Genomic DNA, 12,676 nt, shown 5'->3' on the forward strand with positions numbered 1-12,676 from the left:
CCGGCTTCCTATATAAGCACCAAGTGATTCCTGATTAGATTGTGATCCGATTTGACCGACCAGAAGACACCGCGCGGCGCCGACGGCGGCCCCACCGGCATCGAGCCGATATCCATCATCGAGGAGATGCAGCGCTCCTATCTCGATTACGCCATGAGCGTGATCGTCAGTCGCGCGCTGCCGGACGTGCGCGACGGCCTCAAGCCGGTGCATCGCCGCATCCTCTACGCCGCCTATGAGAGCGGCTATCACTGGAACCGTAAATATGTGAAATCGGCACGCCCGGTCGCCGACGTGATGGGTAAATATCATCCGCACGGCGACGCCTCTATCTACGACGCTTTGGTGCGCATGGCGCAGGACTGGTCGCTGCGCGTGCCGCTGATTGACGGGCAGGGCAATTTCGGCTCGATCGACGGCGATCCGCCGGCGGCGATGCGCTACACGGAATCGCGGCTGACCAAGGTCGCGCATGAGTTGCTGGAAGACATCGACAAGGACACCGTCGATTTCCAGGACACTTACGATGCGTCGGGCAGCGAACCGAAAGTCCTGCCGGCGCGCTTTCCGAACCTGCTGGTCAACGGCTCCGGCGGCATCGCCGTCGGCATGGCCACCAACATCCCGCCGCACAATCTGGGCGAGGTCTGCAACGGCGCCATTGCCCTCATCGACAATCCAGCGATCGATCTTCCGGCGCTGATGGAGATCATTCCGGGACCGGATTTCCCGACCGGCGGCATCGTGCTTGGCCGTTCCGGCATCTACAGCGCCTATTCGACCGGCCGCGGCTCCATCGTCATGCGCGGCCGCGTCAACATCGAGGCGCGCGGCAACGACCGTGAATCGATCGTCATCACCGAGGTTCCCTATCAGGTGAACAAAGCATCGATGATCGAGAAGATGGCCGAACTGGTGCGCGACAAGCGCATCGAGGGCATTTCCGACATTCGCGATGAGAGCGACCGCCAGGGTTACCGCGTCGTCATCGAACTGAAGCGCGACGCCGTCGCCGACGTCATCCTCAACCAGCTTTACCGCTTCACTCCGCTGCAGACGTCCTTCGGTGCCAACATGGTGGCGCTGAACGGCGGCAAGCCGGAATTGCTGACGCTCACCGACATGCTGAAGGCGTTCGTCGCCTTCCGCGAGGAGGTGATCAGCCGGCGCACGAAATTCCTGCTCCGCAAGGCGCGCGACCGCGCCCATGTGCTGGTCGGCCTTGCCATCGCTGTTGCCAATATCGATGAAGTCATCAAGCTGATCCGCAGCGCTCCGGACCCGCAGACGGCGCGCGAGCAGTTGATGGAGCGGCGCTGGCCTTCGGGCGACGTGGAATCGCTGATTCTTCTGATCGACGACCCGCGCCATCGCATCAACGAGGACGGTACCTACAATCTCTCCGAGGAGCAGGCGCGCGCCATCCTCGAACTGCGCCTGCAGCGCCTAACCGCGCTCGGCCGCGACGAGATCGCCGACGAGCTGAACACGATCGGCGACGAGATCAAGGACTACCTGGACATCCTGTCGTCCCGCGCCCGCGTCCAGCAGATCGTCAAGGACGAGCTCATCGCCGTGCGCGACGAGTTCGGCACGCCGCGCCGCACCGAGCTCGCCGAGGGCGGGGCGGACATGGAAGACGAGGACCTGATCCAGCGCGAGGACATGGTCGTCACGGTCAGCCATTCCGGCTACATCAAGCGCGTGCCGCTGTCGCTCTACCGGGCGCAGCGCCGCGGCGGCAAGGGCCGCTCCGGCATGTCGACCAAGGAAGAGGATTTCGTCACCCGGCTGTTCGTCGCCAACACGCACACGCCGGTGCTGTTCTTCTCCTCGCGTGGCATCGTCTACAAGGAAAAGGTCTGGCGCCTGCCGATCGGCAACCCGCAATCGCGCGGCAAGGCGTTGATCAATATGCTGCCGCTCGAACAGGGCGAGCGCATCACCACGATCATGCCGCTGCCGGAGGATGAGACGAGCTGGGGCGAGCTCGACGTCATGTTTGCCACCACGCGCGGCACCGTGCGTCGCAACAAGCTGTCGGACTTCGTCCAGGTCAACCGCAACGGCAAGATCGCCATGAAGCTGGACGAGGAAGGCGACGAGATCCTCGGCGTCGAGACCTGCACCGATAATGACGACGTGCTTTTGACGGCAAGTTCCGGCCAGTGCATCCGCTTCCCGGTCAGCGACGTACGCGTCTTCCAGAGCCGCAATTCGGTCGGCGTGCGCGGCATCGCCATGGCCGATGGCGACCGGGTGATCTCGATGGCGGTGATCGAGCATGTCGACGCGCCGCCGGCGGAACGTGCCGCCTACCTTAAGCGGGTGGTGGCTGAACGCCGGCTCGCCGCCGACATCGCCGCCGGTGAGGAGGAAGAAATCCAGCTTACCAACGAAGAGGTCGGCGAAGAGGCGGAGCTTTCCGACGAGCGCTACGAATTCCTCAAGGCACACGAGCAGTTCGTGCTGACGGTGACGGAATATGGCTACGGCAAGCGTTCGTCGTCGTACGATTTCCGCCTGACCGGTCGCGGCGGCAAGGGTATCCGCGCTACCGACGTTTCGAAAACGGCCGAAATCGGCCGTCTGGTGGCGACCTTCCCGGTCGGCAATGATGATCAGATCATGCTGGTTTCGGATGGCGGAACCGTCATTCGCGTCCCGGTTAACGGCATTCGTTTCGCCAGCCGCGCCACCAAGGGCGTTACGATCTTTAATACCGCAGAGGGCGAGAAGGTCGTTTCGGTGGAGCGGATTTCGGAGCCGCAGGCAGACGAAGAGATCGAAGAGAGTGTCGAGGCTGAAAGCGGCGCTGCTACCGAAGGTGGGGAGCCTGACAACAACAACGTCGAGTGAGTTGCCACGACGCCGCCAGCCCGATAGGTCGGTCCGGCGTTGTCAGCAAACGCTCTAGAAATGCCGATAAGGCCTACGGATGCCGAAGCCTTCGAACTGCTTGGTATTGGCCTTGGCGCGGACGCGCTGTGCCTCCTGATGCAACCCGAATACGGTAGCGATCAGCATGGCGACGGTCATTGCGGTGGCAAGCATGTAGATCAGCATGTGCGTGTTCTCCTGCGCCTAACAACGATTAGATGGGTGTTTGGTTTCATCTTCTGCAGCTGCAACTTAGTGAACACTGCGTGAAGCTGTTGTGAGCGGCACATTCATCTGTCGTTTACGTCGGCCAAAGGGTTCACGAGGCGGGCTGGTGATCGGATTTGCCTTTAGGAGAGAGGCTCGCTAGAAGCACCTGCCATGACCGAACGCATCGCCCTTTATGCCGGCTCTTTCGACCCGCTGACCAACGGCCATCTCGACGTGCTGAAGGCATCGCTGGCCGTGGCGGATACAATCTATGCGGCGATCGGCACCCATCCCGGCAAGAAGCCGTTGTTTTCCTTCGAGGAACGGGTTGGCCTGATCGAAACGGCCGCGAAGGCGGAATTCGGCAGCGACGGTGCGCGTATCAAAGTGGTCGCCTTCGACGGGCTGGTCATCGATGCGGCCAGGAAGCATGGCGCCTCGATCATGATCCGCGGTCTGCGCGACGGCACCGATCTTGACTATGAGATGCAGATGGCCGGCATGAACGAGACCATGGCGCCGGAGCTGCAGACGGTGTTCCTGCCCGCCAGCCCCTCGGTGCGCACCATTACCGCCACACTTGTGCGCCAGATAGCTTCGATGGGAGGCGACATCCGCCCCTTCGTGCCGGCGGCCGTGGCCGGCGCGCTCGCCGCCAAATTCGCGAAATAAATGCATGTCACCCAAAAGTGGAACCCGGCTTTGGGTAACGACATGCATGAACGAAGATATTCGGAGAAAGATCCATGCAGCTGAAAAAGCTTGCCTTCTTGCTTGCCGTGTTTGCCGGTCTTGTGACCGCATCCGTGTCGGCCTTTGCCGCTGATCCGGAAAACACCATGATCGTAACGCTGAAGGACGGCGACGTGACCATCGCGCTGAGGCCCGACCTTGCGCCGAAACACGTCGCGCAGATCAAAAAGCTGGTGCGCCAGGGCGCCTACGACAACGTCGCCTTTCACCGCGTCATCGACGGCTTCATGGCGCAGACCGGCGACGTCAAGTTCGGCAACATGAAGAGCGGCTTCAATGCCGACGCTGTCGGCACCGGCGGCTCCGATCTTCCCGACCTGCCGGCCGAATTCTCCAGCACCGAGCACTACCAGCGCGGCGTGGTCGGCATGGCCCGCTCCGACGATCCGAATTCCGCCAATTCGCAATTCTTCATCATGTTCGCGCCGGCACCGCCGCTCGATGGCCAGTACACCATCGTTGGCAATGTCGTCAGCGGCATGGAGCTGGTGGACCACATCAAGAAAGGCGACGAGGCGCAGAACGGGACGGTGACCGATCCCGATCGCATGATCAAGGTGCGCATCGCCGCCGACGGCAAGTAAACCCAAGTTTCAAAAGGATATTTCTGACATGGCCGAAATCAAGGACCGCGAGAACGCGCTTATCATGGACACGACGAAGGGCAAGGTCGTCATCGAATTGTTTCCAGATCTGGCGCCCGGCCATGTCGGCCGTATCAAGGAGCTGGCACGCGAAGGCGCCTATGACGGCGTGGTCTTCCACCGCGTCATCGACGGCTTCATGGCGCAGACCGGCGACGTGAAGTTCGGCAATTCCAACAAGCCGTCTTTCGCGCCGTCGCGCGCCGGCACTGGCGGTTCCGACAAGCCCGATCTGAAGGCCGAGTTCTCCAACGCCAACCATGGCCGCGGCACCTGTTCGATGGCGCGCTCGCAAAACCCGAACTCGGCCAATTCGCAGTTCTTCATCTGCTTCGACGACGCCGCCTTCCTCAACCGCCAGTACACTGTATGGGGCCAGGTCATCGAAGGCATGGACAATGTCGACAAGATCAAGCGCGGCGAACCGGTGCAGGACCCCGACAAGATCGTATCGCTCAAGGTCGCGGCCGACGTGAAATGACCAGCCGGGCTGTCGCGGCCATCGTACTTGTGCTCGTCGCGGCGGCCACTCCGGCGTTGGCGACGGAATCGATCGTTTGCAGCGCCGACGGCGGCGCGGCATCGATTGATGTTTTGATGGGACACACGGCCGTCATTGCGGTGGCGCGGGTGTGGCTGGATGCCGGCGGCAAGACATGGACCACGGACGGCCAGCCAGGCTCAACGAAAGTCATCGTTGGACAGGCATTCGAAGACGACGAGCGCATGCTGATCGATCTCACTGATGAGGGCCTCAGCTCGATCGTCGCCAAATTGCGGCTGGTCAAGGCCAGCGAGCAGTCCAGTTTCGCAATGGGCGGCACGTTGAGCATTGACGGTGTCAGTGCCTGGGCGGTGACCTGCCCGGAACCTTGAGGCGGGGTTTTCTTGCGCGTCGACCTTTTCGACTTCGATCTGCCGGAAGAACGCATCGCGCTTCGCCCAGCCGAGCCGCGCGACAGCGCCAGGATGCTGGTGGTCAGGCCGGGTGAGGGGCTCGAAGACCTGACGGTGCGCGACCTGCCGGCCCTGCTCAAGGCCGGTGATGATGTGCTGGTCTTCAACGACACCAAGGTCATTCCGGCACAATTGAAGGGCATCAGGCGGCGCGGCGAAGCAGCAGCGCAGGTCGAAGCCACGCTGCATATGCGGGTGGCGCCCGACCGGTGGCTCGCCTTCATGCGTCCGGGCAAGCGCATCGCCGCCGGAGATCGCATCCATTTCGGTCATGATGCCAATTCCTGCTTTCTCGGCCAACTCGATGCGACCGTGATCGAGAAGGGGGAAGGCGGCGAGGTGCTGCTCGGCTTCGACCTGTCAGGTCCGTTCCTCGACGAGGCGCTGCACGCTGTCGGCCACATCCCGCTGCCGCCCTACATCGCCTCCAAACGTGACGACGACGAACGCGACCGCAGCGATTATCAGACCATTTATGCTAGGGAGGAGGGCGCGGTCGCCGCGCCGACGGCAGGGCTGCATTTCACGCCGGAGCTGTTTGCGACGCTCGACGCCAAGGGCATAGAGCGCCGTTTCGTCACGCTGCATGTCGGCGCCGGTACATTCCTGCCGGTGAAGGCGGACGACACCGCGGACCACAAGATGCACGCCGAAACCGGTTCGGTGAGCGCGGAAACCGCCGAGGCGCTGAATGCGGCGAAAGCAAAAGGAGGGCGCATTATCGCTGTCGGCACGACATCGCTGCGCTTGCTGGAGAGCGCGGCTGGCGAGGAGGGCAGGCTGGCCGCATGGTCAGGCCTGACCGACATCTTCATCACCCCCGGCTATCGCTTCAAGACCGCCGACATGCTGATGACCAATTTCCATCTGCCGCGTTCGACGCTGTTCATGCTGGTTTCGGCCTTCTGCGGTTTGCAGACGATGCGGGCGGCCTATGCGCATGCCATCGAGAATCGCTACAGGTTTTATTCCTATGGAGACGCAAGTCTTCTGTTCAGGGAGGATAGTAATGGACGATGACCTGGAAACCTTCGACCGCGAAGCATTGATCGGCGAGGTCAGGAAATTACGCGCCGGCATCCGCCAACACCGCGACGCCACCGGCCATGATCTGTGCTGGCATCATCCCGACCTGTGGTCGCTTTTGCCCGAAAAGACCGAGCCGGCGATTGCCGTGCCGCCGTGGCCGAAATTCATGCGCGGCTGCATCCGCTACCGTCAATCGCTCGATAAGCAGGCTGCGGACGCGCCGGTATTTGACAAGGAGTTCGATGGCTAGGGAATTCAATGACTGACGCATTCACCTTCAAGGTGCTGGCGACCGACGGCAGGGCGCGGCGTGGTGCAATCACCATGCCGCGCGGGGAAATCCGCACGCCTGCCTTCATGCCGGTCGGTACCGGCGGCACGGTGAAGGCCATGTATATGGATCAGGTGCGCGGCGTCGGCTCGGACATCATCCTTGGTAATACCTACCACCTGATGCTGAGACCCGGCGCCGAGCGCGTGGCGCGGCTCGGCGGCCTGCATGAGTTCGCCCGCTGGCCGCATCCGATCCTGACTGACAGCGGCGGCTTCCAGGTGATGTCGCTATCGAAGCTGAGGAAACTGACCGAGAACGGCGTGACCTTCCGTTCGCATATCGACGGCGGCGCCTTCGAGATGTCGCCGGAGCGTTCGATTGAGATCCAGGGGCTGCTCGATTCCGACATCCAGATGCAGCTCGATGAATGCACGGCTCTGCCGGCCAAGCAGAACGAGATCGAGCGTGCCATGGAGTTGTCGTTGCGCTGGGCCGAGCGTTGCAAGACGGCGTTCGGCGAGCAGCCCGGCAAGGCGATGTTCGGCATTGTACAAGGCGGCGACGTGCCGGATCTGCGGCTGCGCTCGGCGCAGGCGCTGAAGGCAATGGAGCTGAAGGGCTACGCGATCGGCGGGCTGGCTGTCGGCGAGCCGCAAGCGGTGATGCTGGAGATGCTCGACATCACTTGCCCGGAGCTGCCGGTTGAGCGGCCGCGCTACCTGATGGGTGTCGGCACGCCGGACGACATCTTGAAGTCGGTAGCGCGCGGCATCGACATGTTCGATTGCGTGATGCCGACGCGGGCAGGGCGCCACGGTCTTGCCTACACGCGGCGCGGCAAGGTCAATCTTCGCAACGCCCGCCATGCCGACGATCCGCGTCCGCTCGATGAGGAAAGCGACTGCCCGGCCGCACGCGACTATTCGCGCGCCTATCTGCACCATCTGGTGCGCTCGCAAGAGGCACTTGGGGCGATGCTCCTTACCTGGAACAATCTGTCCTATTACCAGCAGCTGATGCGCGACATTCGTGAAGCGATCGAGGCTGGCAGGTTGGAAGCACGCTCAGCTGAGATTTCCGAAAGCTGGAGGCGGGGCGATCTCCCAGTGAGGTGATCGAAGGCTCAAGTGCTGAGCGACGTGGACGCGCGCAGGCTGCAGCCGGTGATCCGAAAGCTGCCGTCAGGCTGTAGTTCGAGCGTGTAGACCGCCTCGTAGTCCTTGCCATCCGGGCCGACGATCAGCACTTGCTGGATGATCGAGGTCGGGCTCGTCTCGCGAACCTTGCCGAAGAGTAGGTCTGCGGCTGGCGCACCGGCGGATAGCCGTTGGTCACCATGTTCATGAAGGTATCGACGGTCGGAAAGATGCGCTTCACATTCGGTGCGGCAAAGCTGTAGGCCGACATTCCGTCATTGGCGATGAAGGCCCTCAACTGACCATCGATGACCGTCTGCGCCGCTTTGACTTCGGCGTCGCCAGAAAAGGCCTGGGATGCGAAAATGAATGGAAGGACTGTGAATGCGAAAAACGCGCGGCGCATGGCCTGTCTCCGTTGTCCCCGAGAAATCGCTGCCTGAAGGTACATGATACCATACGCTTTGCCGTGCTTCAGGGTTTCAGCCGAGCGTAAACATTCGGCGTGGCAGTCCGTGTCCGAGCCGAGAAAGCATTGTCGAGGCGAGACAGCCTGAGCGATTGGCGATGCTTGAAAGCCGGGCGGCAGTCTGCCACAAGGGCCGCTCGATTAGAGCGTGCGATGTTGGACAGGACCAGGCAATGAAGGCATTTTTCGTGCAGATAAAGTGCGATCTGGGCAAGGCCTACGACGTTGCCAGCGCCCTGGCCGATGCCGAGATTGCTTCGGAAATCTACTCGACAGCCGGCAACTACGACCTGCTCGCCAAATTCTATGTCGACGACGAGGAAGACATCGGCCACTTCGTCAACGAGAAAGTGCAGATTCTCCCGGGAATCAAGGATACGTTTACGGTCGTCACCTTTCGCGCGTTTTGATCTCCATCCGACATTTGCCCGGACACAAGGCAAAGCCTGATCAGGGCCCTATTGGTGCTGCCTTAATTTTAGGCAACCGCGATATACTGATCGCCGGCGCCCGCCAAATCGCCGATTGCGCTTGATTTTCTCCAGCGAGGCCAGTGAAATGGCGTCACAGGGGAGTATGCGATTGGCAGCGTTCGACGAAATGCTTCCGGAAGTTTCCGGGCTGAGAAAACCGTATTCGGCTTACGATCGCTGGCTGAAGGAACAGGACCCGGCCAGACTTACCGAGAAGATGCAGGACGCCGAACGCGTCTTTCGCAAGACAGGCATCACTTTCGCCGTCTACGGCGAGCAGGAAGCATCGGAGCGGCTGATACCCTTCGACATCGTTCCGCGCATCATTTCGGGCAATGAATGGCGACGGCTAACGCAAGGCATCGAGCAGCGCGTCCAGGCGCTGAACGCCTTTCTCGACGACATCTACCATCGCCAGGAGATCTTGCGCGCCGGCCGGGTGCCGAAGGAGTTGATCGCCAGGAACGAGGCGTTCCTGCCCGAGATGATCGGGGTGCGGCCGCCGGCCGGCGTCTATACCCACATCATCGGCGTCGACATCGTACGCATTAGCGAGAACGAGTTCTACGTACTGGAGGACAATGCGCGCACGCCGTCCGGCGTCTCCTACATGCTGGAAAACCGCGAGACGATGATGCAGCTGTTTCCCGAGTTGTTCCAGCAGATCAAGGTGCGGCCGGTGGAGAATTACCCGCAGCTCCTGCGCCAGTCGCTGGCGGCGGTACGGCCGCAAAGCACCAAGGGCACGCCGACGATTGCCGTGCTGACGCCGGGCAGCTTCAACTCAGCTTATTTCGAACATGCTTTCCTTGCCGACCAGATGGGCGTGCAGCTCGTCGAAGGGCAGGATCTGCGCGTCGTCGATGGCCATGTCGCGATGCGCACGACCGAGGGCTACAAGCAGATCGACGTGCTTTACCGGCGTGTCGACGACTCGTTCCTCGATCCGCTGACCTTCCGCCCCGACTCGGCACTTGGCGTGCCGGGCATTATGGACGTCTACCGCGCCGGCAACATCACGATCGCCAATGCGCCGGGAACCGGCATCGCTGACGACAAGGCGATCTATTCGTACATGCCCGAGATCGTCGAATTCTACACCGGCCGCAAGGCGATGCTCGGCAACATCCCGACCTGGCGCTGCTCGGAGCCGGACAGCCTGAAATACGTGCTCGAGCACATTGATGAACTGGTCATCAAGGAGGTCCACGGGTCCGGCGGTTACGGCATGCTGGTCGGTCCGGCGGCGACCAAGAAGGAATGCGAGGATTTTTCCAAAAAGCTCGCGGCAAAACCATCGAACTACATTGCTCAGCCGACGCTGGCGCTGTCGACCTGTCCGATCCTGACGGACAAGGGGCTGGCGCCGCGTCATGTCGATCTGCGCCCCTATGTGCTGGTTTCCGACCGTATCCAGATCGTGCCCGGCGGGCTGACCCGAGTAGCGCTCAAGGAAGGCTCGCTGGTCGTCAATTCCTCGCAAGGCGGGGGCACGAAGGATACCTGGGTGTTGGATGATTAGAGTGGAAGTAGTGAATAGTGAATAGATAAGGATATGGGTCGTAATGTTGGTGAAATGCCCTGAAATGAAGCACGCGGCATCGTGGCTTAGGTTCTGGATAGTCACCATTCACCGTCCACCGTCCACCATTCGCCTCAGGGCCGCCTGACATGCTTCTCGGTCGCACCGCCAACGGGCTCTATTGGATGAACCGCTATATCGAGCGGGCGGAAAACATGGCGCGGCTGGTGGATGCTGGCTTGCGCATGGCGCTAACCCGTACTCAGAACGCTTCGGAGGAGTGGAATTCGGTGCTGCTTAGCGCCGGTTCGGACGCCAGCTTCACGCAGAAATATTCCGACTACACCGCCGCCAATGTCGCCGACTATCTGCTGCGCGACACATCGAACCCGTCGAGCACGATGTCGTCTATCGAAACGGCCCGTAACAATGCCCGCATGGTGCGTACCGCGTTGACGCGTGAAACCTGGGAAAGCATCAACGAAGCCTGGATGTCGCTGAAGCGGATGCTAGCCAAGCCGATCGACGAGCGCGACCTGCCCAACGCGCTCGACGCAATCAAACGCGAGACGGCGCTGATCCGCGGCTCGTTCTACGGCACGATGCTGCGCAATGAGATTTTCGATTTTTCGCAGCTCGGCACTTATGTCGAACGCGCCGACAACACCGCGCGCATCCTGGATGTGAAATACTACGTGCTGTTGCCGTCGATTTCCTGGGTCGGCTCGACGCTCGACAACTACCAGTGGGAATCGATCCTTCGCTCTGTATCGGCGCACCGCTCCTACCGCTGGGTCTATGACGCCGACTACAAGCCGAGCAACATCGCCGACTATCTGATCCTCAATGTCCGCATGCCGCGCTCGCTGACCTTTTGCTATCGCTTCCTGACGGAGCATCTCAAATTCCTGGGTGACGACTATGGTGAGCGCCACGCCTGCCATGCGACGGCTGCCAAGACCCAGGCCATGCTTACCGCCGGCTCGATCAAGGATATTTTCGACGCCGGCCTGCATGAATTCCTGGCCAATTTCATCCGCGACAACACCAGACTCGGCGACGAGATCGCGCAGGATTACAGGTTCTATTGAGCATGACCCCAAAAAGCGGAGACCGGTTTTCGGAAAAGCTCATGCTCCAGGGACGAGTGCGATGCGGCTGAAGATCACCCACCGGACCGAATACCGCTACGATGCGCCGGTGCATTATTTGTTGCAGCGTTTGCGGCTGCTCCCGGTAAACGGGCGCACCCAGACGGTACTGTCCTGGGCGCTGAAGATCGAAGGCGCACGCGAGGAAGTGCGCTTCACCGACCATTTCGGCAATGATACCCGGCTGTTGAGCGTCGAGGGCGAGCGCGACTTCATCACCGTCGAAGCAGCCGGCGAAGTGGTGACGCGCGACACCGCCGGCGTCTGCGGGCCGCACCAGGGTTTCGTGCCGCTCTGGCTGTTCGGCCACGAAACGCCGCTGACGATGATCGGCAGCGGCATTCGCGAGCTTGCTGCCTCGGTCGGCAAGGGCACCGACATCGAAAGGCTGCACCGGTTGATGGCGATGATCGGCGAGCGCGTCGCTTATACGCCGGGCACCACCAACGCGACGACGCCGGCCGAAGAGGCCCTGGCGCTCAAGACCGGCGTTTGCCAGGACCACAGCCACATCTTCGTTGCGGCGGCGCGCGCCATGGATTTTCCGGCGCGCTATGTCAGTGGCTACCTTATGATGAATGCAGCGATCGAGCAGGCGGCAAGCCACGCCTGGGCCGAGGCGCATGTCTCGGGCCTCGGCTGGGTCGCCTTCGACGTCGCCAACGGCATTTCTCCCGACGAGCGTTATGTAAAGGTGGCGACTGGCCGCGATTATCGCGACGCCACACCGGTATCGGGAATTCGGCTGGGACAGGCGGAAGAACAGCTTGCCGTCACCGTCACCGTGGAGCAGTAATCTCCGCCAAGATTGTTGCCAAAGAGATTCGATGACCTATTGCGTCGGCCTGAAGATCGATCGCGGGCTCGTGTTCATGTCGGACACGCGCACCAACGCCGGCATGGATTCGATCTCGACCTTCAGGAAGATGCATGTCTGGGAAGAGCCGGGCGAGCGCGTCATCGTTTTGATGTCGGCCGGCAATCTGGCGACGACGCAGGCCGTGGTCAGCCTGCTCGACGAACGCACCAAGGCAGTGGCGGAGCGCCGTGCCACGCTGCTCGAAACGCCTTCCATAGTTGTGTGCGTCAAGTTCTGCAAAATGGCGTGGCATTGCGTTGACGTCGGCGTGTCCGCCGCGCAGCCCCCGTGTTTAGCGGAGCGGCGGACACATGACGGT

General features: G+C 61.5%; 13 protein-coding genes and 2 pseudogenes. 13 read left to right on the top strand and 2 right to left on the bottom strand.

Going from position 1 to position 12,676, the window contains the following annotated elements:
- The first annotated feature begins 51 nt into the window (after positions 1-51).
- Positions 52-2,859: a DNA gyrase subunit A gene (gyrA, locus tag NKJ84_RS19960; protein ID WP_352507880.1), complete on the top strand. Its 2,808-nt coding sequence runs from the start codon at positions 52-54 to the stop codon at positions 2,857-2,859.
- A gap of 54 nt (positions 2,860-2,913) precedes the next feature.
- On the opposite strand, the gene NKJ84_RS19965 is transcribed toward gyrA, so the two are convergent.
- Positions 2,914-3,066: a hypothetical protein gene (locus NKJ84_RS19965; RefSeq protein ID WP_352478968.1), complete on the bottom strand. Its 153-nt coding sequence runs from the start codon at positions 3,064-3,066 to the stop codon at positions 2,914-2,916.
- Between the two features lie 195 nt (positions 3,067-3,261).
- On the opposite strand from NKJ84_RS19965, the gene coaD reads away from it, so the two are divergent.
- The 7 genes from coaD to tgt all read left to right on the top strand — a co-directional run bounded on the left by coaD (position 3,262) and on the right by tgt (position 7,862).
- Positions 3,262-3,762 carry a pantetheine-phosphate adenylyltransferase gene (coaD, locus tag NKJ84_RS19970; RefSeq protein WP_352507881.1) on the top strand — a complete coding sequence of 167 codons (501 nt, stop codon included), beginning with the start codon at positions 3,262-3,264 and terminating at the stop codon, positions 3,760-3,762.
- Positions 3,763-3,836: 74 nt separating this feature from the next.
- Entirely contained in the window at positions 3,837-4,427 is a 591-nt protein-coding gene (locus NKJ84_RS19975; protein WP_254817364.1) for a peptidylprolyl isomerase, read from the top strand.
- 28 nt (positions 4,428-4,455) lie between these two features.
- Positions 4,456-4,968, top strand: coding sequence for a peptidylprolyl isomerase (locus NKJ84_RS19980; RefSeq protein WP_254817363.1), 513 nt, complete (start codon positions 4,456-4,458; stop codon positions 4,966-4,968).
- On the top strand, positions 4,965-5,363 hold the full coding sequence (locus NKJ84_RS19985; protein WP_352507882.1) for a hypothetical protein: 399 nt from the start codon (positions 4,965-4,967) through the stop codon (positions 5,361-5,363). The genes NKJ84_RS19980 and NKJ84_RS19985 overlap by 4 nt, the downstream gene beginning before the upstream one ends.
- A gap of 12 nt (positions 5,364-5,375) precedes the next feature.
- Complete coding sequence (gene queA / locus NKJ84_RS19990) at positions 5,376-6,464, top strand: tRNA preQ1(34) S-adenosylmethionine ribosyltransferase-isomerase QueA (RefSeq protein ID WP_352507883.1); 1,089 nt, start codon at positions 5,376-5,378, stop codon at positions 6,462-6,464.
- Entirely contained in the window at positions 6,454-6,723 is a 270-nt protein-coding gene (locus NKJ84_RS19995; RefSeq protein ID WP_352507885.1) for a hypothetical protein, read from the top strand. Before queA ends, NKJ84_RS19995 begins: the two co-directional genes overlap by 11 nt.
- An 8-nt stretch (positions 6,724-6,731) precedes the next feature.
- Positions 6,732-7,862 carry a tRNA guanosine(34) transglycosylase Tgt gene (gene tgt / locus NKJ84_RS20000; RefSeq protein WP_352507887.1) on the top strand — a complete coding sequence of 377 codons (1,131 nt, stop codon included), beginning with the start codon at positions 6,732-6,734 and terminating at the stop codon, positions 7,860-7,862.
- 8 nt (positions 7,863-7,870) lie between these two features.
- On the opposite strand, the pseudogene NKJ84_RS20005 reads toward tgt, so the two are convergent.
- Positions 7,871-8,289: pseudogene (locus NKJ84_RS20005) on the bottom strand (DUF4864 domain-containing protein).
- 236 nt (positions 8,290-8,525) lie between these two features.
- On the opposite strand from NKJ84_RS20005, the gene NKJ84_RS20010 reads away from it, so the two are divergent.
- The 5 genes and pseudogenes from NKJ84_RS20010 to NKJ84_RS20030 form a co-directional block, all read left to right on the top strand.
- Complete coding sequence (locus NKJ84_RS20010; protein WP_023674883.1) at positions 8,526-8,762, top strand: Lrp/AsnC ligand binding domain-containing protein; 237 nt, start codon at positions 8,526-8,528, stop codon at positions 8,760-8,762.
- A 172-nt stretch (positions 8,763-8,934) separates the two neighbouring features.
- On the top strand, positions 8,935-10,347 hold the full coding sequence (locus NKJ84_RS20015) for a circularly permuted type 2 ATP-grasp protein (RefSeq protein WP_352478961.1): 1,413 nt from the start codon (positions 8,935-8,937) through the stop codon (positions 10,345-10,347).
- Between the two features lie 149 nt (positions 10,348-10,496).
- On the top strand, positions 10,497-11,438 hold the full coding sequence (locus NKJ84_RS20020) for an alpha-E domain-containing protein (RefSeq protein WP_023674885.1): 942 nt from the start codon (positions 10,497-10,499) through the stop codon (positions 11,436-11,438).
- 61 nt (positions 11,439-11,499) lie between these two features.
- Positions 11,500-12,294 carry a transglutaminase family protein gene (locus NKJ84_RS20025; RefSeq protein WP_352507888.1) on the top strand — a complete coding sequence of 265 codons (795 nt, stop codon included), beginning with the start codon at positions 11,500-11,502 and terminating at the stop codon, positions 12,292-12,294.
- Between the two features lie 31 nt (positions 12,295-12,325).
- Positions 12,326-12,676 (top strand): annotated as a pseudogene (locus NKJ84_RS20030) (hypothetical protein); the annotation flags it as partial.

The sequence above is a fragment of the Mesorhizobium sp. M0048 genome (genome assembly GCF_040323405.1).
GTDB lineage: Bacteria > Pseudomonadota > Alphaproteobacteria > Rhizobiales > Rhizobiaceae > Mesorhizobium.